A 21,334-nucleotide genomic window follows, 5' to 3' on the forward strand; every position below is an offset into this window, starting at 1 on the left:
TACGGCCTATAGGATCACAGATTTCGGGTACTGCGCGCCTTTGAAATTGATCAAATCTTCAATCCTGACTTAGCCTCCGGAACCTGTGAAGCCTGGCGCGATAAGCCTGGGAGCACAACTGAGTTCCGAAACTTTGCGACACTACCGTCTTGCCCCACACCGCAAATGCGGACTCGCTTTATGCCAAGGGCGATTGGCTCCTCGGCGTGAACGCAGCAAAAAGTGTTCACTGAGGAGTCTCTGGAGTCAATTCGCGCAGGTGGCGCTCCGATACCGGGATCTGAGATTGAAATTACCAATGACACAACATTGAGTTTCGATGTCTCCTATTTTCTGGATTCTGCTGTAGCGGTGAATTTTTCTGGCGGTTTGCCGGCAAGTGCCGATCTGACAGGAGCAAACAGTCTGGCAGGTTTGCCCGTCGGGGAAACGAAATATGGTCCTGCCATTCTGTCGCTTCAGTATCACTTTGCGACTGAAGCGTCTTTTAGCCCGTATATCGGTGCCGGCATCGCTCGAATATTGTTTACGGAAGAACGAGGAGATGCCGTGGCGAATTTTAACCTGAAAGACGCTTGGGCGCCCGCTTTGCAAGTTGGAATGCGCTATCAAGTGAGCGAGAATTGGTTTGCCAATGCTGATATACGGTACACGCCATTCGAAACAGATCTTTCCGGGTCCCTCAATGGGGCACCGGTCAACGGCAAAGTATCGGTGGAGCCGACAATCCTGAATATCGGGTTTGCTTACCGTTTCTAGGTGCGAGCCTCACAACCAGAATGTGACTGTTGCAGCGCGTGCGATTGCCCAAAGGTATACCTTTGGGCAGTGGTCCACCGATCTTGCCCCGCATGGCTTTTCGACCCTGCCATATACGCGGTCTGCGCCCTGTCAGGCATTGCTGCCGTCAACACTTTCAATGACACTTCTGCTTGGTTGCAACATTGTTTGCAGGATCAATAGCCCTTCCAGAGGCCCGGTTTTGCCGCGATTTCGAGCAGATTTCTGTCAGGATCGCGGAAATAGATGCTCTCGCCGCCTGCAGACCACTGCGTGCGGCCTTCGATCTCGATGCCCGTCTTTTCGAAATGCGCTTCCCATTCGCGCAAGGTGGCGTGATCGCAGGTGAAGGCCATGTGCAATTCACCGCGCCCGTCGTGCGGCGGGATATAGCCGTTGTCGGCGCGCACCCCCTGCGTTGTGCCGCCGCGCAGGAACAGAATCAGCACGCTGGCGCCGTTTACGTCATAGGCGCTCAGCCGGTCCTTGTTCAGCAAGGGTTTCAGGCCCATCGTGTCCTCGTAAAAGCGGCAAGCGCGTTCCATATCGTCGACGTAAAGCGCCGTCTCAAGGATACTGTCGAGGTGTGGCATAATGGGTCTCCTTTTTGTACCGGGTTGCCGGAACGCACGGGGTTCAAACGCGTTCACCTCCTACATTATCAAAGGAGCGCCGTGTCGTCATGTCCGACCAAGTCAGCCGGATCGAGGATGAAGCGATGCAATCGGCCATCGCGCGGGCGCTTCGTGCCCACGAGGATTCCGGGCGCACCGGCATTGCCGCCGCCGTAATTTTCAACGGCAAGGTCATCACCACCGCCGAGAACCACGTTAATCAAAACGGCGACCCCACCCGCCACGCCGAAATCGTCGCTCTCAATGAGGCCGCCGAAATTCTCAGCGTCGATGAGCTGGCGTCCTGCACACTGATTTCGACCCTGCAACCTTGCGAAATGTGCTTGTCCGCCATTCGGTTTTGCGGGATCGAGCGGATTGTTTTCGCCGCCCGCAAGGCTTCTGTAGCGGGCAAGTATTTCGTGTTTCCCAAGCTTGAGCTTGAGGATTTCTATGCCGCCGGAGGTGCGTTCAGCCACGTCGGCGGCGTCCGCGAGCAAGAGGTCGTTCATCTGTATGCGGACGGTGAGGAATAGGCGCTGTTGCGCCTGAACCTGCCCTGCATCCTTCGGACATCCGATAATCCCCGCGCCGGTAGACGGGCCGCTAGTCTCGTCGGCCCCACAGTCGCCAACCCAGATACGCAGCACCGGCAAGCGCCACCGTTACGGCGATATGCCGTGGCCGGATGCCCTGCCCGGCCGATGGTTCGTCCCCGTGGTGATACCGCGGATTCATGAAATCGGTTTCCGCCAGCAGCTGGCCCCGCAGGGTGGACTCCCTGTCGGAAAGGGTGCGCAACCCACGCCCGCCCGGTGTCTTCAACGTCTCTATCGCGCCGATCAAAGTCTCCTCTCGCGCCAAAGCCTCCTCGAACTCCTGCGCGCTGACATCCAGATGTTCCGCCAGTAACCGTGTGCGGAACCCGGCAACCAGATCGTCCTGATCCCGCACCACGACGTTGCATTCCGTGTCGAAACCCATTGAGCGGTTGTTGATGTTGGCCGACCCGATGTGCAGCGTCGAGGTGTCGGCGATGAGGATCTTGGCGTGAACATAGATCGGCTGCTCGGCGGAAGTCACCGGGTAGAATATGCGAAACCGGTCTTCGTGGTCGGCCTCCGACAGGCGCGACAGCATCCGGTCACGCTGCTCGTGCATCGCATCGTCCTCGAACGCCGACAGCGCGTATTTGGGGTTCAGCACGACAATCTGTGGCCCGCCGTCTTCCTTCAGCCGCTGCTCCACGGCATCGCAAATGGTGTCGCAGGCGAAATACTGGGACTCGATATAGATGCTGTCGCGCGCCGATTCGATGGCGTGCAGAAAGGCCTGCTCGATTTCGTTGATCAGGGGGCTGTCGTCGAAGGGCGGCACTGTCCGCGCAATGGCGACCTCGATCCCGCTTACGTCAACGTCGAGATCATCGGGCCAGATGGTATCCTCATGAGGGATCGGCGCGTCGAGCACCTCGTTGCGGGCGCGCTTCCACCGTTCGCGGGACAGATCACCCAACGCAACCGCTGCGGGTCCGGACATCGCGGATGTCGCATCGTGCCAGGGTTCGGACGGCGAACCGTCCTTTTTCACCCGGCGCGGATCGTCGGGTAAATGCTCGGACGTGTCCCACCGTTCTTCTGTCATGTCGATGCCGCCGCAGAACGCCATGCTGTCGTCGGCCACGACGATTTTCTGGTGGTGGCACGCGCCAAACGGATGGTGGCTGTCGAGCGCGAAATGAATACGCGCGCTGCCGAACGTCGCCAGCATGGCCCCCGGCAATACCCGCCCCGGTGCAACCAGCGCCGAGCCGTTCCATTTCAGCATGTAGATGTGCAGATCTTCATTTTGTTCCAGAACGGCCTCGATAAACGGGCCCAGTTTGTTGGGAAACCCGTCCGGCGCGCGGCCTTCCGCATCGCTTTCTCCGGGCATCATCTCGATCTCCAAATCGAAATCCCAGCCGATCATCAGCAGCTGCCTCTGCGCGGCAAGCATGACTTTGCGCAGGCAAATGAAGTATGCGCAGGCGTCGACGATAAGCGCGAAGTCGTCGGCACGCTCCACGCGCCAGTAAAGGTCGTGATCGGTCTTGGTCGGGGTCTTGGTCTTGTCGTTGCTCACTATAACGGCTCCAATTCGCGTCGCGCGCCGTGGTGGCGGGCCTTGGTCCTCCAACAGATGGTTCGCGCATTGGTTCCCGCAAACCGCCCTGCCCGCGCCATCATTTCCGGCCCCGGTTGCGCGTCGGCAACCTGCGGGGCCGGACCAGACCGGATGCCGCGTCGGAACGTCCGCAATCTGGCCGCGTTGGTCCTTTGAATCCTGCGCATGATGCGCGGGACGACAGACGCGAACAGAACCTTCCGGGGAGCCGGAAATCTAAAGGAGAATACAGAATGGCACGGACCGAACCCCGCAAACCACGGCCCAAGGCCGACCCGGTGGACCCCACCGATCACGCCCAAAATCCCGATACGCGAGCCGGTACTGACCCCGCCACGGAACAGCGCAAACAGATCGACGCACAGGGTGAAGTCCGCGCCGGTCCCGGTGACGCCAACGCAACACGACTGCCTGACGACGCCGCCGGTAAACGCGGCGGGCGCAGTGTGTTCATCGCCTTGCTCATCGCCGGGCCTGCGCTTGTGTTGCTGTTCTGGTTGTTTGCCGGTTGATCATTCCTGCGCCAGTGCTTCATCCAGCGCCTCCGGCGTCTTCTGGTCGCTGAGCAGCAACGCCACGGGACGCAGGTGCGGTACCGTATTGAAGATGACAAGCAGGCTCAACATGATCGGCGTTGCCAGAAACGCCCCGACCGCCCCCCAAATCGAGCCCCAGAACAATAATCCGGCGAGAATGATAAAAGGCGAGAGCGCAATTTGGCGGCCAAGCAAGCGCGGGTCGAGGTAATTGCCGACCACCTGCTCGATTACGAAAAGCCCTGCCGCGACGCCAAGGGCGGTCTGCCAGTCCTTGGTCACCAGCACGTAAAGCACCGGCATGCTTCCCGCGATAATCGACCCTAAATTAGGGATATAGGTTAAAACGAAAGTCAGGATCGCCCAGACAAACAACAGGTCGATCCCGAAATACCACAGCCAGACAACGTAAAGCACCGCTTGCAGCAACCCGACCGCTGTTCGGATCACCAAGAACCGCCTGAGCCGCGCCGCAACCGTGTTCAACGCCTCCGCCCACCCCTCGATCCCGGCACCCGACGACAAGGACTTCATCTTGCCACGCCAGACCGACCGCTCGCTGACCGCCAACATGACGAGAAACAGGATCAGAACGAGTGTGGTAACGAATGCGCCCGTCATCCCGGCGATGGCCTGTGCCAAACCCGAAATCTGGTCGACCAGCCTGCCGCCCAGATTACTGCCGAGCGAGCTCCACAATTCCTGGACCCGGCCCCCCAACAGGGCCGAGGCCCCTTCCCCGGAGGGCAGCAAAGATTGGAAACCGCCTGAGACGTCGGGCAATTTCGCCAACACCCGCTCTGCGGCAAACACCAGTGCGCCCACGAAAAGCGCGATGATCCCCAGCAACAGGACCATGACTCCCAGAAGCGCCAGCAATTTCGCCCAATCGGGCAGCATCCGTTCGAGACGTGCGTGCAGCGGTGCCATGACCAATGTGATGAGCACGGCGAAAATAACCGGAACCGCCACCGCTGTCATCGCCCGCAAGGCGGCACCAATGGCGATCACCAGCAAGATCCCGAGAATCCAAATCACCACGTCCTTTCGGTCCGGGCCAGCAACGCCCGACCCGGCTGTTTTCTCGTATGTCGTCATGCCGATCTCCGTTATGCGCAGGCGTACAGGTAAATGTCAGTGTATCAGGACGCCCCCTCGGCCTCTCCGAGGTTATCCGCCTTCTCGGCACCACGGGTGCCCATCCGTTCATCCGGTCCGACAGTGGTGTCGCTTCTGGTCTGCGCTTCCATCTCGGCGTTAAGCTCTGCACCGAGCAGCACAATATACGCGGAAATCCATAGCCACATCAGCATGATGATCACACCACCCATGCTGCCGAACGTCTCGTTATAGCTGCCGAAATTGGTCACATAAATGGAGAACCCGACGGATGCGACAACCCAGATCACGCAGGCCAGAATCGCACCGGGGCTGAGCCACTGCAACTGCGCATTGTCACGCGACGGGCCGTACCGATAGACGACTGCGAGGCCGAACACGGTCAGCACGGCAAGGATCGCCCACCGCAACAATTCTATCAGCGTTTCGACCCAACCGGGCCACGACGCGAAACCAAGGACCGCCGGCACCGCCAGCGCCGCCCCCAATCCAAGCACAAGGCCGACGATGAGAAATACAGTCAGGCCCAGTGTCCACAGTGTCTTGACGAAAAATCCGCGCTCTTCGTTTTCGTCGTAAACGACGTTCAGGCCCTCGATCAGACTGCCCATCCCCTTGGAAGCCGAATAAATCGCCAGCAGCAGGCCCAGAACAAAGGCAAAGCCGAGGCCACTTTCCTCTGACCCCGCCACGGCCACTGCCTGATCCAGAATGATCTGCGAGGCTTCCTGCGGGATGATACCGGTCAGCATTTCGAGCTGTGACTGAACTTGGGCCGGTTCAAGAACCAGACCGGCAAGCGCCATAAGCGCCGTGATCGCGGGAAAGATCGCCAGCAGCGCGTAGAACGCAACGCCGGCAGCAACCAGACCGACATGGTCTTCGGCAACCTCGTCCTTGAGACGAAGTGCGATATCCTTCCAGCCTTTGGCGGGAATCTCGCCGGGTGTTTCTGCGTGTCTGCCGCGCGCCATATGGGATCTCCTCAAGACTGTCAGCCCGCGCAAAAAGGCGGGCTGACCTAAATTTATCGGACGATGTTCAAGACTTCTTCACATCACCGACGTTTTGCTTCTTGGCCTCGGATTCGGCTGCATCCGCGATCCGCTCGCCAGAGGCTTTGGCCTTGTCCACTGCCGTCTTCGCCGCATCTTCAACGTCGCTTCTGGCTTCCGCCGCGATGTCCTTGGCCTCTTCCGTTGCGGCCTTGGCAACCTTGGTCAGCTTTTGCTTTTCCTCGGCGTAGATGCGCTCGGCTTCGTCCATGAGGTGATCGCTCTGATCGCCCATGTACTGATCCTCGACACGGCTGCGCGGCAGAGCAGCGCCCAGTGCCGCACCCAGGGCCACAGCAAGTGCGCCCGCGATCAGCGGTTGCTCTTCGAAGATGTCCGCAGCCTTCTCACGGCCTTGGCGCGCATAGATCATCGCTGTATCGCGCGCCTCGACGGCGCGTTCACGCGCGGCGATCACCCGCGCACGGGCCTCCGCAGACAACTCTTCGGTCCCTTCGGCAAGACGGACACGCGCCCGCGCCGCACGGTCGGCGGTAGAAGACGCAAGGTTGCGCGCACCATCGCTGACCGATTTGCCTGCATCCGACACGACTTTGCCTGCACCTTTGGCGGTATCGGCGACGGATGCACCTGCACCGCGCGCCGTGTCCGCAGCAGAAGACGCGGCACCAGATACCTTGCCACCCGCCGTCGATGCTGCGCTGGACACGCTGCTGCCAGCGCTCGATGCCGCATCGCCTACTTTGCGGCCCATGCTCCGACCGTCGTCGTCTTCATCCGACCGCGCCCAGGATGGGGTGCTATCGGTATCGGGGTTGGTGCCGGAATAGTAAGGTTTGGTCCGATCGCCCGGTTGTGGACCAAGCGAACGGCTCGTGGTGCGCGCACCGGCAACACCGGCCGCCGCGATCCGCGGATCGTCATCATACTCCGCACGGGTATCACCATAGGCCCGGCGGTCATCGTAAGCACGGCGATCATCGCCAAAACGCCCGCTGCGGCCGGTATACCGGTCATCATAGTCATAGCGGCCACGCTCTCCGGACTTGTCGCCCAGCATAAGCCACGCCAGCCCGACGCCGGTCAAAGCCAGAGCGACCGGATTGCGTTTCACGGCGTCCGAGACAGACCGCCCGATGTCGCCGCCATGTTCGCGAAACTGGTCCGTGACCTGGCGCGCGACCGTCTCTACCGAGAACCGGTCCTGCAGGTCGTCCAGCGTGTTGGACAGACCCGCGCGCTCGCGCTCGATGTCGCGCTCGATTTCTTCGGGTTTGCGGGTATCACTTGTCATTATAAGCCTCCTTCACGGCTTGCGCATCGCGCTTCACATTTTTCGCAGTGCGGCTGGGCGCAAGGCTGCGGAGCTTGAGATCGTTGGTGCCTTTGTTCGCCATCACATAGGCAACGACGGCAAAGAACACGCCCACGATCAACGCGGACCATCCGGCGGGCACACCCGCTTCGGTCAGCGCGGCGACCAAGGCCGCTGACAGCACGTTAAGCGCCGTCAGAGCGACCACGACCGCACCAATGATCAGCCCGATTGCAACGCCGGCACTCTTGAGGTTCTCGTCAACTTCCGCGCGCGCCAGATCGACTTCGTTGCGCACCAGTGCGCTGACATGGCTCAGCGCATCGCCGAGCAGGCCCCCTGCGGATTTGTTTGGATCGGTGCTCATACCTTGGTCCTCCCTGGTGTGGTTGCAACAGTAGGTTGCGCGTCATAGTTGCGCGAAACGGTGGACGGCTCTGCGGGGGTGGGCCGGTCCATGGTGTGGTTGCGGCCGTACGCATCGGACTGCTGTGCGCCGGTGCCGGATGCTTTGGCAAACCGCGTGGCGGCAAAGCCAAGCAATGCGGCACCGCCCAAAAAGATCATCGGATTGCGTTTGCCGAATTCGCTGACCGCCTCGACCATCTCGCCGAGATCCTTGTCGCGCATCGCATCCGACGCATCTGCCATTCCGTCCGCGATCTGGCTGAACGTGCGTTCCTGGGGCGATCCGTTGCGCATCTCTTCCGCAGCCGTGCGCAGCGCCGACGCGACATTCTTTACCTCGTCCGCCGCAGCACCCTTGGCATTTTCGGCGTATCCCGCAGCCTCGGAAGCAACGGTATCGGCAACATCGCCCGCCCGCGCTTTCGCGTCCGCAGCCGCCTTGTTGGCGGCATCCTTCGCCTTGTCCTTCATGTCCCGGTTGTCTGCCGGATTGGTTCGATTGTTATCAGTCATGGTTGGCTCCTTGCATTAAAAGACGAGGTTGAGAACCGCGAGAACGACCACGATCAGGCCGATGAGATAAAAAATTCCGTGCATAGGTTTTCTCCCGAGATTTCACGTTCGTGTTACTGTGGTTAAACAATCCTTTTTTGCTTTGGTTCCCGGCCTTGCACGTCATTGGTGAAAATGATCGGTTTCGGTATCTCCCTTTCCGCAGATCGCAGGGCGGCGTCCATTGACGAGAACCGAATGCGGGACATGGCAATAACCTGCCGTGGGACGCGTATTCGTAATTGTTTTCAAATAGTTGCTCGATCCGACACCGGTGACTGACTGGCTCGGGAAATACCCCCTACAGGGGTAGAAATAGCTTAGGAGCCGCACGCAACGAGGTAAAAACAATCTATTCACACCCAACAGAACCCCGCACTGTACATCTAGGGCAAGTCGCCCCCTGCCCTCGGATAAACGCGAATTTGGCAGAGGTTCATCAGGCTAATATACTGTTTATAAAGATATTTCCATATTGCCAGCTGACAACTCACCGCCTGCGGCGTGCTCAAGCAGCCGGTGCATGTCCAACTGTCCGGCCATGTGGGACTGCATCAGTCGCCGCAGATACCCGCCGGGGTTCGCAATGCGAGCCAAGTTTTCAAGGATACACAGAACGGCGGTAATCGCCCGCTTTGGTCCCATCGCAGCCTGCGCCTGTGCGTAGACCGCTCGGTCGATCCCGATCATGGGCGCAAGCGCGTGGGCGCTGCGCGACAGATCCTGCCAGCCGCGCGCGGGTTCGGGAAAGTAGCTTTTGTATTCTCCGCACTGCGCGACAACGGCTCCAAAGGAGAGCGTGTCGTCCGTCTCACCAATCGGATCACCTGTTTGCTCTACAGATAATACTTTAAATTCCGTATGTATGTGCCGCTCATTTTGGTTGTCGCAGCCGCTCATTTCCAATGTTTCAAGCACCTCTTTCAACGCCGCGATCGCGCATGTCAGGGCCTCTGCCATCGGCTTGCGACGCAGTGCCTTGAAGGCATCATCCGTGGCGGTGGACGGGCCGCACAGGTCGATTACTTGCTGGCGCAATGCGGCCAGTTCGGCGCGCCGTGCCTGCAATTCGCGGTGCTCCTGCTCTGCCGCACGGGCCTGCTCCACCAGCACGGGTGCAAGCCGTGCCAGCGGCGACAGATCGAACCCGAAAGCGGTGCGCCCCTCCCCTGCCCGTCCGCGCGCGAACCGTTTGCGGTTGGCGCTGTCGTGACGGCTGACAATTCCCGCCTCGACCAGCCGCGCCAAATGGCGGCGCAGCGTGCTTTCGGGCATTCCCGACAGCCGCGTCGACAGGGTGGCGTTGGCGGGAAAGACGATGCAACTGCGCGCCACTGGCGCGATCAACCGGTCGGGATGAAAGCTCAGCAAGGCGCGCAGCACGGCCAGATTGCGGTGGTTTAGCCCATAATGGCCGGCGGCCTGTGTCAGTGCCGTCAGCAAAGCCCATTTATCACACAGGCCAGATCCGTCCTGTACGGCCCGGGGTTTCGTCACGACAGCCGAGATCGGCCGTCCGAACGCGGTTCGGTGGTTCTGTTTCATCACATTTTCACGATAGACAATAGCTTTCCCGCGCTGCACCGGGATGCAGAGTTGACAGAGGGTCCGGTGGGGGCTATCTCAAAAGTGCAAAGATCAAGAATGGCCTTCCGGGATCAGTCTCGGGGGGCTTTTTTGTCCTTAGGGTTTCGTGCCTTTCCTGTCATTGTTGTCATGCCCGTCGTCTTCCGCCCGCTTGTTTTCCCAGCGGTCGTGAAGCTCTTGCAACAGCGCCTCGGCGTTGCTGTCGAACCAGGTGTCGAACCCATCGGCTGACTTTGCCGCGATGGTAAGGGTGACGCCCTTGGTCGTTGTCTTGATATCGGCAAGCGCGGTGCCCGTTGCACTGCGCAGGGTGCGCGGCCTGGGCGGTGCCTTGGCCGGTTTTGCAATGGCGCGGGTGGCGCGTTTGAACACCGCCTCGAACCGGGCATCAGACCCGAGCGTCGCAAAATCGGGTGTCTTCATCAACGCGGTCACATGGCCAGTGCTGTTGTTTTCCTCCAACGCGCGGGCCAACACCATCCAGCGATCACGCCCGATGCCGGGTGCGCTGCCGATCTGGCGCAGAAATGGTAGGGAAAAGGCGGTGCCGACCTTGAGCATCCGCGACACCATCGGCAGATCAATGGACAACGCCGCGGCGATTGTCTGCCGGTCATAGTCTTGCGTGGCAAGCTGTGCGGCGAACGACGCCTTTTCGATAAAGCTCAGATCCTGTCGCGCGGTGTTTTCCTGACCCTGCGCCATGACCAGCGCGTGATCGTCCAGTTGCCGGATCATCGCCTTGACCGGCAGCCCCAGCTCGCGCAGCGCGCGCAGACGGCGGCGGCCATAGACGATCTCGTAGCGCCCCGGTTTCGCCGGATTGGGCCGCAGCAGGACCGGCACCTGCTGTCCGTAGGCGGCAAGGCTGTCGCGCAGCTGGTCCTGTGCCGCGCTGTCCAGACCCAAGCGGTCCTCGACGCCGGCATCGTCGATCAGGCCCGCGTCGATGTCCTGCACCGCGTTTTCCTGAAGCTTGGTCAGCGAGGATTGCAATGCACCCACCGCACCGCGCGGCGGCGGGGCAGGGGTGTCGGCGCTGCGTCTGCGATGTGTCCTGTCTGGCAGATCACCGCCCAGAATACCCTTGCGTGCCATTTACCGCCCCCATGCCTGTTGCAACAACCCTTCAATCTCGTCGTTGACAAGATTGAGTGAATCGAGCGCACGGTCGTAGGTGTTGCGGTGGAATGCGCTGCGCTCGACCTCGTACACCGTCTGTTGCGTCAGCCCTGCGTCGCTGATCGCGGTGGACTTGAGCATCGGTGCCACCATGACCTCGTCCCCGAACAGCTGCCGCAAAAAGGCGACCACCTGCTGTTGCGGCCCGTCGTTCGGCTCGTACCGGTTGATAAGAAAGCGCATGAAATCAAAGGTCATGTTCGCCCCTGCGCCCGAAACGACATCAAGCAGATCGGCGCTCATTTGCAGGAACTGCGACATCGACGCCACGTCGAGCATGTTCGGCACGATGGTGATGATCACGCCCGTAGAGGCGCAGAGCGCCGACATTGTCAGATAGCCAAGTTGCGGCGGACAATCGAAAATTATCACGTCATATCTGTCCTCTACCTCTTGCAGGCTCGCGGCCATACGGGCGTAGAAGGCAGGCTGGATATTGTTGCGCAGCGCCTGCGGGGTCTCGTGCTCGAACTCCTGCAACAGCAATCCGCCGGGGGCAAGATCAATGCCGGTGAAATATGTCTGCTGGATAATCTGCGAAAAGGGCAGGGGGTCTTCGTAGCGAATGGCATCGTAGATGGTGCCGGAGTTGAGGAAATCGACCTCTGGCCTATAGCCGAACAAGGTGGTTAGAGACGCTTGCGGGTCGATATCCACCGCCAGCACCCGCAGCCCCTTGAGCGCCAGACGCTGCGCGGTGTGGATAGCACTTGTCGTCTTCCCCGATCCGCCCTTGAAGTTCAGGAACGACACCACCTGCACCTTGTCCCCCGGACGCCGTCCGCGCAGATAGGTGCCAGGGGTCTTGGCGGTGGTTTCGAGGATCTTACGGATTTCCAGCAGCGTTTGCGCATCATACAGCCGCCGCCCCCCCGACGTAGACTCTACATCGGGGATTTTTTCATCGAAATGCAGCTTGCGCAGAAAGCTGGTGGAGATGCCCAGCATCTCCGCCGCCTCGCCCGCGCTGAACCGGCGAAGCTCCTTGCGGGCATCGGGGGCGAATACCTTGAGCATGTGACTGTCAAGCGCCGCCGCGAGGTCTTCCGCATTCTCGCGAATGCGGGTATTGATGTCGAACTGCACCAGCCCGGAAGGCTCGGCCCCGTGTGTCATCCTGTTCCGCCTTATCAGGCTCTGCAGCCTCTATTGAGTAACGCTTTATTCCGATAGCGCCTTTAATTTCGTTTCTTAGCGGATATTGGGCTGGTTTGGCAACTGATTCCTGCCACCCTGCGTCATGGCCGGGGTCGGAGGAACCGGTTCCGGTCCGGAACGGGGCGCGGAACCCAAAGATAGCGCGTCGCGTTGATGACCGAATGGGGGGGACGGCGTACCCCGGCAAAGACGATTCAAACTGAGGACATACCGTGGAAAGAGATTTACCCGATGATTGAAAAAGTGGACGTAGCCATTGTGGGCGCGGGAACCGCCGGACTTGCGGCACTGCGCGAAGTGCGCAAGGAAACCGATGACTTCGTGATCGTCAACAAGCGGCCCTACGGAACCACCTGTGCGCGGGTCGGTTGCATGCCGTCCAAGACGCTGATCGCGGCGGCCAACGCCTTTCACGCGCGCACTTCGATGGCGACGTTCGGCATTGACGGGTCCGACCGGCTGACGGTCGATATTCCCGCCGTACTCGCACGGGTCCGCAGATTGCGCGATGATTTTGTCGAAGGCGTGCTGAAAGCCACTGACGAACTGGGAGAGCGCGACATTTCCGGCCACGCGCGGCTGGATGGTCCGAACACCCTCGATATCGAGGACCGCAAGATCGAAGCGCGCCAAATCATTCTCGCGCCCGGTTCCAGCCCGATCGTACCGAAGGCATGGCAGGACCTTGGCGACGATATCCTGACCACCGACACCCTTTTTGAACAACAAGATCTGCCGCGCCGGATCGGCGTCATCGGTCTTGGTGCGATTGGGGTCGAGATGGCACAGGCCCTCGCGCGGCTCGGCCTTGAGGTGCACGGGTTCGATGGCGGCGACAAGATGGCGGGCATTGCCGATGCCAAGATCGCTGAGCTTCTGCGCGACGGGCTGAGCCGCGAATTTGCGGTTCATCTCGGCGCGAATGTCGATCTGGCCCGCGCCGGGGACGGGATTGAAATCACTTGGGACGGCGGGCGGGTCTTTGTCGACAAGGTGCTCGTCGCCGTGGGACGCAGGCAGAATGTCGCGGATCTGGGCTTGGAAACGCTGGGTGTGCCGCTGGATGACAACGGCTTGCCCGACGTCGATCCGCAAACGATGCGCATCGGCGACACCCCGGTCTTGATGGCCGGTGATGCCAACGGCGCCAATCCGATCCTGCACGAAGCATCCGACGAAGGGCACATCGCCGGTCTGAACGCCATGAGCCCGGACCCCGAGCGGCTGGAACGGCGGATCCCCATGACCATCACCTTCTGCACGCCGCAGGTGGCCTCGGTCGGGCAGAAGGCGGACGAGATCGACAATTGCCTGACGGGCGAGGTTGATTTTGCCACGCAGGGCAGGGCGCGTGTGATGCAGGAAAACTTTGGCCTGCTGCGGGTCTATGCCGCGCGCGCGGACGGCAGAATTCTGGGCGCGGAACTGGCCGCCCCCGCCGGAGAGCATCTGGCCCATCTGCTGGGGCTTGCGATTGCGCGCGACCTTACTGCGCATGATGTGTTGCGCATGCCGATCTACCACCCGGTGCTGGAAGAAGGGCTGCGCACCGCTCTTCGCCAGATCGCCAAGGCGCTTCCGCCGTGCAGCGTCTCTGATCTTGCCGATTGCGGCCCGCTTCACGTTGAGGCGCTTGAATAAGCTGCGCCCAAGGGTGGCATTTGGCTTCGATAACTGGGGGGATGCCGGAAGGATCTTGATGGCGCATCTCAATTGAGATACATTCGCCGCAGGAGGAGTTCTTATGCCAGCTCAAACCTCGATGATTCATGTCCGCGTGGACGACCAGCTGAAAGCGCAGGCCGCCGACGCTCTTGCCGGTGTCGGTCTGACGGTCTCGGATGCCGTGCGCATCCTGCTTACCCGTGTTGCATCCGAAGGCGGGCTGCCTGCGGGGCTGACCGCTGATCCGGACGCCTACGATGCCTGGTTCCGCGCCAAGGTGCAGGAGGCGCTGGACGATCCACGCCCCGCCACCCCACATGCGCAGGCGATGCAGGACGCGCAGGCCCTGATTGACAGAAAGCGCCGTGCCTGATCTGCGATGGAAGGCGACGGCCATTGCCGATTTGCTGGCGATCATAGACTATATCTCGGACGACAACCCCGACGCGGCGCAGGTGCTCAAGGACGAGATCGAGGCTATGGCGGCGGGGCTGACCGAACATCCCCGACGCCACCGTCCGGGGCGCGTAAAAGGCACCCGTGAGATGGTCGTTCGGCCAAATTACATCGTGGTCTATGCCGAAAACGTCAGCGCCGTCACAGTCCTGCGCGTTCTTCACGCAGCACAGCAGTGGCCGTGATTTGACCGCCCCCGCAAGGGATACGAGGCGCCGGATGCCCTCGCGCGGTCACGACGCGCGCGAATAGCGGACGCCGTCGGGGACGTGCTGGTCCAGCACCGACGCGATGATCCGGGTCAGGGCACGGCCCTCGGGCGCGATCTCGATGCGGGTGGCGTCGAGCCGCGCATAAGGCGCAAAGCGCGCGGCCATGTCTTGCAGATGCGGCAAAAGCGTTTCGGCACGGGGTCCGAACCGCGGGCGCAGCCAGTCGAGATCAAGCGCGAAGCTGCACATCAAATGTTCAATCGCACGGGCGCGCAGCTGATCTTCTTGCGTCATGGCATAGCCGCGTGATCCGGGAAACGCACCCGCCGCGATGCGCTGTTTGTAGGCCGCCGTCGCCGCCGCATTCTGGACGTATCCGCCCGGAAACCGCGAGATGGAAGAGGCACCGATGCCGATGAGCGTCTGGCAGGTATCGGCGGTGTACCCCTGAAAATTCCGCCGCAACCGCCCGGTGTCCAGCGCCGTGGCAAGGTCATCGCCGGGCCGCGCAAAATGGTCGATGCCAATGGGGGTCAACCCGGCATCGATGAACCGTTCCGCCGCGCGGGTGGCAAGAGTATAACGGTCCGGATCTCCCGGCAGTGCGGCTTCGTCGATCAGCTTTTGCCGCTTCGAGACCCACGGCACATGTGCGTAGCCGAACAACGCGACACGGTCGGGCGCAAAGGTCAGGACCTTGTCGATCGTGTCCTCGATCCGCGCAAGGCTTTGATGCGGCAGACCGTACACCAGATCGGTGTTGAGTGACGTGATGCCCGCGCCGCGCAGATCATCGACACAGGCGCGCGTGACGTCGAAAGGTTGCAGCCGCCCGATGGCCCGCTGTACCTGCGGATCGAAATCCTGGATCCCGATTGAGGCCCGCGTCAGGCCCTCGGCGGACAGCGCGTCGATCTTGGCCCGGTCCACCATTGTCGGATCGATCTCGACCGAGAATTCGAAATCGTCGGCGGGGGGAAACACCGACCGGATCGCGCTGGCAAGACGGTGGATCAACGGCGGCGGAAGGATCGTCGGCGTGCCGCCGCCCCAGTGCAGGCGGCCCATACGCACCCCCGCAGGGAGGCTCGTGCGCAGCAGCGCCAGTTCTGCCTCCAGCGTTGCAATATAGCTTTCCACCGGGCCAAGCGTTTGCGTGCCCTGCGTGTGGCACGCGCAGAACCAGCACAATCGTTCGCAAAACGGAATGTGGATGTAGACGGATACCGGATCCGCCGGATCCAGCCCTTCCAGCGCCGCCCTCTGAAAGGCATCGCCGGTCTGCGGCGAAAAGACCGCCGCCGTGGGGTATGAGGTATAGCGCGGCACGCGCACGTCGAAAAGGCCAAGCGCCTTGAGGGTATCTGTGTGTTCCATGGCCCTCTTATGGGGCAGACGCGCAGGGTGAACTTTGCCCTGGATCAAATTAACGGTCGGAAGTCGCGGCGGGCGTCAGACCTCAGGTGGCCGACTGGAGTAGCTGGGGCGGCTGAGTATGAACCACGCGGCAAGCCCCATGCACAGCAGCTGGATCGCCAGAACGGCTTTCCCGACCTCCAATGCAGCGGACAGCACCAGCGCGGCCCCCATCATCGTCAGGGCAAGCGCCTTGTAGCGCGGGGCGATACAGCCGTTATCCTGCCAATCGGCGATGATCGGTCCGAACCTGCGGTTCGTCGTCAGCCACAGGTGCAATCCCGGCGCGCTTTTGCCGAACGCGAATGCGGCCAAAAGCACCAGCGGCGTCGTCGGAAGCAGCGGAAGCACAACCCCAAGCGCCCCAATGCCAAGCGCGCCAAATCCGAGCACCATCCAACCGGCCCGCCACACAAGCGGCGCGCGTACCGATGAAGAGAGGTGAGAGGTCGACGTCATCAATTGGCCTTTCGCAATGACACCCTGTGTCGGTGCCCGCAGATTTGTGTCGGCGTGTTCACAGGTCTGTTCCCGCAACAATAAACAGATTTTTGGCGTTCCTGTTTGCGCTGGATCAATGTTGGCGCCTGCGGTGCCGCGTATCCAGAGCCCATGAGAACCATTGTCTCCACCCTCGCACTGGCGTTTGTCTCGCTCGCGCTGGTCCTTTCCGGGCCGGCGTCGCGCGGCATTGCTGTGGCGGACGCGACGCTGGTCGAGTTGTGTCTCGATGGCGTGGTTCAGGCCGTGCGCCTTGGGCGCGATGGCCAGCCGGTGACACCGGATCAGCAGTGCGGTGACAGCCATGCGTGTTGCATCGTTTCCGCCGATCCGGCCCTGCGGGACGGTGTTCCGGACCTGTCGGCCATGTTTCTGGAACAGGCCACCGCACCGGGTGCGACCGACATCGTGATCTTGCGAATCGAATACCTGTCTGCCGATCCGCGTGGCCCCCCGGCTGTGCGCACCGGGCAGATTGACCAAACGGAAATCCGCTCATGACCCTACTTCGCTCCCTTCTCCGGGTATTCTTCTTGTGCCTCGCAGCCCTGCTTTTCGCACCATCGGCGCAGGCACAGTCCGAACTGTCCCGCCTTCTTCCAGACATATCCGCCGGTGACGTTGTCGAAGGGGCCACAGGTTTTGGCCCCATCCACGACGATCTGCCGGTGATCCAGGTGCTGCGCGGCCAAGAGCAGATCGGCTGGGCCTTCATCACGTCGGATTTCGTCTCTACTACGGGCTATTCCGGCAAACCGATCCACACGATGGTCGCCGTCGACGATGCGGCGCAGGTGATCGGTGTTTCGCTTGTCAAACATTACGAGCCGATCGTTCTGATCGGCATACCCGACGCCAAGGTCAAGGCGCTGGTGGCGAATTACCGGGGTCTCGATCTGGTGGCGGAGGCCGAAAGCGGCGGTACGTCACACGAGCTGGACATCATCTCGGGTGCGACCGTGACGATCATGGTCATCGACGATTCGATCATTCGCTCGGGCCTGAAGGTGGCGCGACAGCTGGGGCTGGGCGGTCTGGCGGTCGAGGTCAGGACCGGCCCGCGTTTCGAGATGGATCCCGACGTCACGGCGGCGGACGATTGGATGACGCTGGAAGGCGACGGCACGCTGCGGCGGCTCTCGCTGGATGTGGGGCAGGTCAACGCCGCCTTTGCCGCGATGGACGATCCGCGCGCCGAAGACCGCGCGCTGACACAGGCGGCCGAGACCACCTTTATCGAGATGCAGGCGACGCTGATCTCTCACCCCGCCATTGCCGAGGCGGTTTTGGGCACCGCACGGGCCGACAACCTGCAATCCTGGCTCGACGAAGGCGATCACGCGGTCGCGATCTTTGGCCGGGGGCTTTATTCGTTCAAGGGGTCGGGCTATGTGCGCGGCGGCATCTTTGACCGGATCGTGCTGATTCAGGACGATGTTTCGGTCCGGTTCCGGGACCGGATGCACCAGCGCATCAACGGCATAGACGCGGCGGGCGCGCCGCAGTTCAACGAATCGGACCTGTTCAAGATCCCCGCCGACAGCGGCTTTGACCCGACCGAACCCTTTCGCATCCAGCTTCTGGTGCAGCGCGAGGTCGGGGCAATCGAAAAGATCTTTACCACCTTCGATCTGGGCTACAGCCTGCCGGAGCAATACCTGCGCCCGGTTGCGGCGGCCCCCGCGCCGCAGGTACCCGCCGCAGTGTCCGAAGTGACCACGCAATCGGAGGATCAGGCCCATCAGGCGCTTTGGAAGCGGATCTGGGCGGGAAAGACCACCGAGATCGTGGTTCTGGCGGCGATGCTGACGCTATTGACGGCGGTGTTCTTTTTCCAGGGCATCGCGACACGGAACGAACGCGCGTTTTTCTGGTTCCGCATGACCTTTCTGACGGTCGTTCTGGTCTATCTGGGCTGGTACGCGAATGCGCAGTTGTCGGTCGTGAACCTGATTGCGCTGTTCAATTCGCTGACCGAGGGGTTCAGCTGGCAGGCCTTCATGCTCGACCCGCTGACCTTTATTCTGTGGTTCGCGGTTGCCGCGGCACTGCTGTTCTGGGGGCGGGGGGCCTATTGCGGCTGGCTGTGCCCGTTCGGCGCGTTGCAGGAACTGCTCAACCAGATCGCGCGCGCGCTGCGAATTCCGCAGTGGACGTTGCCCTGGGGCCTGAACGAGCGGCTGTGGCCGGTGAAATACATGATCTTCCTCGGCCTTTTCGGGGTGTCTCTGGTGAGCATCGAACAGGCCGAGCGTCTGGCCGAGGTCGAGCCGTTCAAGACCGCGATCATTCTCAATTTCGTGCGCGCCTGGCCCTTCGTGGCCTATGTCGCGGCGCTGCTGATCGCCGGGTTGTTCGTGGAGCGGTTCTTTTGCCGCTACCTTTGTCCGCTCGGTGCCGCGCTGGCGATCCCCGCTCGGCTGCGGATGTTCGACTGGCTCAAGCGGTATCACGAATGTGGCAACCCCTGTCAGACCTGCGCGCATCAATGCCCGGTGCAGGCGATCCACCCGACCGGAGAGATCAACCCGAACGAATGCATCAACTGCCTGCACTGTCAGGTGCTGTACCAGTCCACCACACAATGCCCCGTCGTCATCAAGAAGATGAAGCGCCGCGCCAAAGTCGGGGCCGCCCCCGATACGGGCCGCGATCTGACCGGGCATCCGAACCAACCCAAAACCCAACCCGCAATTTGAAAGGAACAGTCATGTCCGAGGGAAAGAAACTGCCAGTCACACGCCGGAGCCTTCTGGGCGCCACGGCCGGGGGCGCGGCACTCGCCGGTGCGTTCGGCACCCGCGCGATGCTGACCGGAACCGCCGCCGTCGGTGCCGCGACCGTTGCCACCACCACAAGCGCGCGCGCCGCTACCGGGGCCGAGGTGGGGCCGGGCCAGCTTGACGAATACTACGGCTTCTGGTCGTCGGGTCAGGCGGGCGAGATGCGCATCCTTGGCGTGCCGTCGATGCGCGAGTTGATGCGCGTGCCGGTGTTCAACATCTGCTCGGCCACCGGCTGGGGCATCACCAACGAGTCCAAAAAGATCCTGACCGAAGGCCTGACCGACAAGACCAGACAATACCTTGCCGCCAACGGCCACGACTTCCCGCCCAACGGCGATTTGCACCACCCGCACATGTCGTTCACCGAAGGGACGTACGACGGGCGCTATATGTTCATGAACGACAAGGCGAACACCCGTGTTGCCCGCGTGCGCTGTGACGTGATGAAATGCGACAAGATCATCGAGATCCCCAACGCCAAGGCGATCCACGGTCTGCGTCCGCAGAGATGGCCGCGCACCAACTATGTCTTTGCCAACGGCGAGGACGAGGTGCCGATGGTCAACGACGGCCAGATCCTCGACGAGCCGGACAAATACGTGAACTTCTATACCGCCGTCAACGCCGACGAGATGACGGTGGCGTGGCAGGTGATGGTCACGGGCAACCTTGACAACACCGATTGCGACTATGACGGCAAATACGCCTTTTCGACCTCCTACAACTCGGAAATGGGCATGACCCTGCCCGAAATGACCGAAAAGGACATGGACCACGTCGTCGTCTTCAACATCGCCGAAATCGAGAAAGGCATCGAGGCCGGCGATTTTCAGGAGCTGAACGGCGTCAAGGTTCTGGACGGGCGCAAGGGACAAAACAAAAAATACACCCGCTACATTCCGATCCCCAACAACCCGCACGGCTGTAACATGGCGCCCGACAAGATCCACCTGTGTATCGCGGGCAAACTGTCGCCCACGGTGTCGATCATCGACGTGCGCAAGCTCGACGCGCTGTTCGACAGCGATGCGGACCCGCGCAGCGCCGTGGTGGGCGAGCCGGAACTGGGGCTGGGGCCGCTCCACACCTGTTTCGATGGCAACGGCAACGCCTATACCACGCTGTTCCTCGACAGCCAGGTCGTGAAATGGAACCTCGAAAAGGCGATCCAGCTTTACAACGGGGAGGACGTCGATCCGATCATCGTCAAGAAGGATGTGCATTATCAGCCCGGCCACAACTCGACCGTGATGGGCGAAACGCTTGATGCGAGCGACAAATACTATCTGACGATGAACAAGTTCTCTAAAGACCGGTTCCTGAATGTCGGACCTCTCAAGCCCGAGAACGAACAGCTGTTCGCCATCGACGGCGACGAGATGACGCTGATCCACGACGGCCCCACCTTTGCCGAGCCGCACGATTCGATCATCGTCGACCCGGCCAAGGTCAGCCCGAAGTCAGTCTGGGACCGCAACGATCCGATGTGGCAGGATGCCCGCGATCAGGCCGAGGCCGACGGCGTCGATCTGGACGACTGGCAGGACACGGTGATCCGCGACGGCAACAAGGTGCGCGTCTATATGTCGAGCCAGGCGCCGAACTTTTCGCTGGAATCGTTCACCGTGCAGCAGGGCGACGAGGTGACGGTCTATGTCACCAACCTTGATGACATCGACGATCTGACCCACGGCTTCACGCTGGGCAATCATGGTCTGGCAATGGAGGTCGCGCCGCAGGCCACGTCGTCTGTCACGTTCACCGCGGCACAGCCGGGTGTCTACTGGTACTACTGCCAGTGGTTCTGTCACGCGCTCCACATGGAGATGCGCGGCCGGATGTTTGTCGAACCACGGGCGAGCTGA

General features: G+C 61.3%; 21 protein-coding genes. 9 read left to right on the forward strand and 12 right to left on the reverse strand.

Features of this window, described 5'->3' with window-relative positions; all coding sequences use genetic code 11:
- Positions 1-222: 222 nt before the first annotated feature.
- Complete coding sequence (locus Q1A06_RS19815) at positions 223-759, forward strand: OmpW family outer membrane protein (protein WP_299567747.1); 537 nt, start codon at positions 223-225, stop codon at positions 757-759.
- Between the two features lie 197 nt (positions 760-956).
- On the opposite strand, the gene Q1A06_RS19820 is transcribed toward Q1A06_RS19815, so the two are convergent.
- The gene (locus Q1A06_RS19820) at positions 957-1,373 is read right to left on the reverse strand and encodes a VOC family protein (protein WP_299567749.1); all 417 of its coding nucleotides are present in this window, start codon (positions 1,371-1,373) and stop codon (positions 957-959) included.
- Between the two features lie 89 nt (positions 1,374-1,462).
- Between Q1A06_RS19820 and Q1A06_RS19825 the strand changes: the two genes are divergently transcribed.
- Positions 1,463-1,930 (forward strand): nucleoside deaminase, encoded by a 468-nt coding sequence (locus Q1A06_RS19825; RefSeq protein ID WP_299567751.1) that lies wholly within the window; start codon positions 1,463-1,465, stop codon positions 1,928-1,930.
- A 70-nt stretch (positions 1,931-2,000) separates the two neighbouring features.
- Here the strand turns inward: Q1A06_RS19825 and Q1A06_RS19830 are convergent, their stop codons facing one another.
- Entirely contained in the window at positions 2,001-3,518 is a 1,518-nt protein-coding gene (locus Q1A06_RS19830; RefSeq protein WP_299567753.1) for a phospholipase D-like domain-containing protein, read from the reverse strand.
- A 275-nt stretch (positions 3,519-3,793) separates the two neighbouring features.
- On the opposite strand from Q1A06_RS19830, the gene Q1A06_RS19835 reads away from it, so the two are divergent.
- The gene (locus tag Q1A06_RS19835; protein WP_299567755.1) at positions 3,794-4,072 is read left to right on the forward strand and encodes a hypothetical protein; all 279 of its coding nucleotides are present in this window, start codon (positions 3,794-3,796) and stop codon (positions 4,070-4,072) included.
- On the opposite strand, the gene Q1A06_RS19840 is transcribed toward Q1A06_RS19835, so the two are convergent.
- The 8 genes from Q1A06_RS19840 to repA all read right to left on the reverse strand — a co-directional run bounded on the left by Q1A06_RS19840 (position 4,073) and on the right by repA (position 12,391).
- The gene (locus Q1A06_RS19840; RefSeq protein WP_299567757.1) at positions 4,073-5,194 is read right to left on the reverse strand and encodes an AI-2E family transporter; all 1,122 of its coding nucleotides are present in this window, start codon (positions 5,192-5,194) and stop codon (positions 4,073-4,075) included.
- A gap of 44 nt (positions 5,195-5,238) precedes the next feature.
- Positions 5,239-6,189 (reverse strand): YihY/virulence factor BrkB family protein, encoded by a 951-nt coding sequence (locus tag Q1A06_RS19845; protein ID WP_299567759.1) that lies wholly within the window; start codon positions 6,187-6,189, stop codon positions 5,239-5,241.
- A 67-nt stretch (positions 6,190-6,256) separates the two neighbouring features.
- Positions 6,257-7,525, reverse strand: coding sequence for a DUF3618 domain-containing protein (locus Q1A06_RS19850; RefSeq protein WP_299567761.1), 1,269 nt, complete (start codon positions 7,523-7,525; stop codon positions 6,257-6,259).
- Positions 7,515-7,913, reverse strand: a complete 399-nt coding sequence (locus tag Q1A06_RS19855; RefSeq protein WP_299567763.1) for a phage holin family protein — start codon at positions 7,911-7,913, stop codon at positions 7,515-7,517. The genes Q1A06_RS19850 and Q1A06_RS19855 overlap by 11 nt, the downstream gene beginning before the upstream one ends.
- Entirely contained in the window at positions 7,910-8,467 is a 558-nt protein-coding gene (locus Q1A06_RS19860; RefSeq protein WP_299567765.1) for a hypothetical protein, read from the reverse strand. Before Q1A06_RS19860 ends, Q1A06_RS19855 begins: the two co-directional genes overlap by 4 nt.
- A gap of 495 nt (positions 8,468-8,962) precedes the next feature.
- Positions 8,963-10,051, reverse strand: coding sequence for a plasmid replication protein RepC (gene repC / locus Q1A06_RS19865; RefSeq protein ID WP_299567766.1), 1,089 nt, complete (start codon positions 10,049-10,051; stop codon positions 8,963-8,965).
- A gap of 138 nt (positions 10,052-10,189) precedes the next feature.
- Complete coding sequence (gene repB, locus Q1A06_RS19870) at positions 10,190-11,191, reverse strand: plasmid partitioning protein RepB (protein WP_299567768.1); 1,002 nt, start codon at positions 11,189-11,191, stop codon at positions 10,190-10,192.
- Positions 11,192-12,391 (reverse strand): plasmid partitioning protein RepA, encoded by a 1,200-nt coding sequence (repA, locus tag Q1A06_RS19875; RefSeq protein WP_299567770.1) that lies wholly within the window; start codon positions 12,389-12,391, stop codon positions 11,192-11,194.
- A 285-nt stretch (positions 12,392-12,676) separates the two neighbouring features.
- Between repA and Q1A06_RS19880 the strand changes: the two genes are divergently transcribed.
- The 3 genes from Q1A06_RS19880 (at position 12,677) to Q1A06_RS19890 (ending at position 14,739) form a co-directional block, all read left to right on the forward strand.
- Positions 12,677-14,074: a dihydrolipoyl dehydrogenase gene (locus tag Q1A06_RS19880; RefSeq protein WP_299567772.1), complete on the forward strand. Its 1,398-nt coding sequence runs from the start codon at positions 12,677-12,679 to the stop codon at positions 14,072-14,074.
- A 103-nt stretch (positions 14,075-14,177) separates the two neighbouring features.
- On the forward strand, positions 14,178-14,471 hold the full coding sequence (locus tag Q1A06_RS19885; protein ID WP_299567774.1) for a type II toxin-antitoxin system RelB/DinJ family antitoxin: 294 nt from the start codon (positions 14,178-14,180) through the stop codon (positions 14,469-14,471).
- Positions 14,464-14,739: a type II toxin-antitoxin system RelE/ParE family toxin gene (locus Q1A06_RS19890; protein WP_299567776.1), complete on the forward strand. Its 276-nt coding sequence runs from the start codon at positions 14,464-14,466 to the stop codon at positions 14,737-14,739. Before Q1A06_RS19885 ends, Q1A06_RS19890 begins: the two co-directional genes overlap by 8 nt.
- Positions 14,740-14,787: 48 nt before the next feature.
- Here Q1A06_RS19890 and hemN read toward each other — a convergent pair whose 3' ends face one another.
- Both hemN and Q1A06_RS19900 read right to left on the reverse strand, forming a co-directional pair.
- Entirely contained in the window at positions 14,788-16,143 is a 1,356-nt protein-coding gene (gene hemN, locus Q1A06_RS19895; protein ID WP_299567778.1) for an oxygen-independent coproporphyrinogen III oxidase, read from the reverse strand.
- A gap of 75 nt (positions 16,144-16,218) precedes the next feature.
- The gene (locus tag Q1A06_RS19900) at positions 16,219-16,641 is read right to left on the reverse strand and encodes a YbaN family protein (RefSeq protein WP_299567779.1); all 423 of its coding nucleotides are present in this window, start codon (positions 16,639-16,641) and stop codon (positions 16,219-16,221) included.
- A gap of 153 nt (positions 16,642-16,794) precedes the next feature.
- Here Q1A06_RS19900 and Q1A06_RS19905 point away from each other — a divergent pair, with 153 nt between their 5' ends.
- Genes Q1A06_RS19905 through nosZ form a run of 3 tightly spaced genes read left to right on the forward strand, consistent with a single transcriptional unit; the run spans position 16,795 to position 21,334 of the window.
- A complete protein-coding gene (locus Q1A06_RS19905) occupies positions 16,795-17,184 on the forward strand; it encodes a hypothetical protein (RefSeq protein WP_299567781.1) in 390 nt (129 codons plus the stop codon).
- Positions 17,181-19,382 (forward strand): NosR/NirI family protein, encoded by a 2,202-nt coding sequence (locus Q1A06_RS19910; protein ID WP_299567783.1) that lies wholly within the window; start codon positions 17,181-17,183, stop codon positions 19,380-19,382. The genes Q1A06_RS19905 and Q1A06_RS19910 overlap by 4 nt, the downstream gene beginning before the upstream one ends.
- Positions 19,383-19,393: 11 nt before the next feature.
- Complete coding sequence (gene nosZ, locus Q1A06_RS19915; RefSeq protein ID WP_299567785.1) at positions 19,394-21,334, forward strand: TAT-dependent nitrous-oxide reductase; 1,941 nt, start codon at positions 19,394-19,396, stop codon at positions 21,332-21,334.

This window comes from uncultured Sulfitobacter sp., assembly GCF_947497275.1.
Taxonomy (GTDB): domain Bacteria; phylum Pseudomonadota; class Alphaproteobacteria; order Rhodobacterales; family Rhodobacteraceae; genus Sulfitobacter.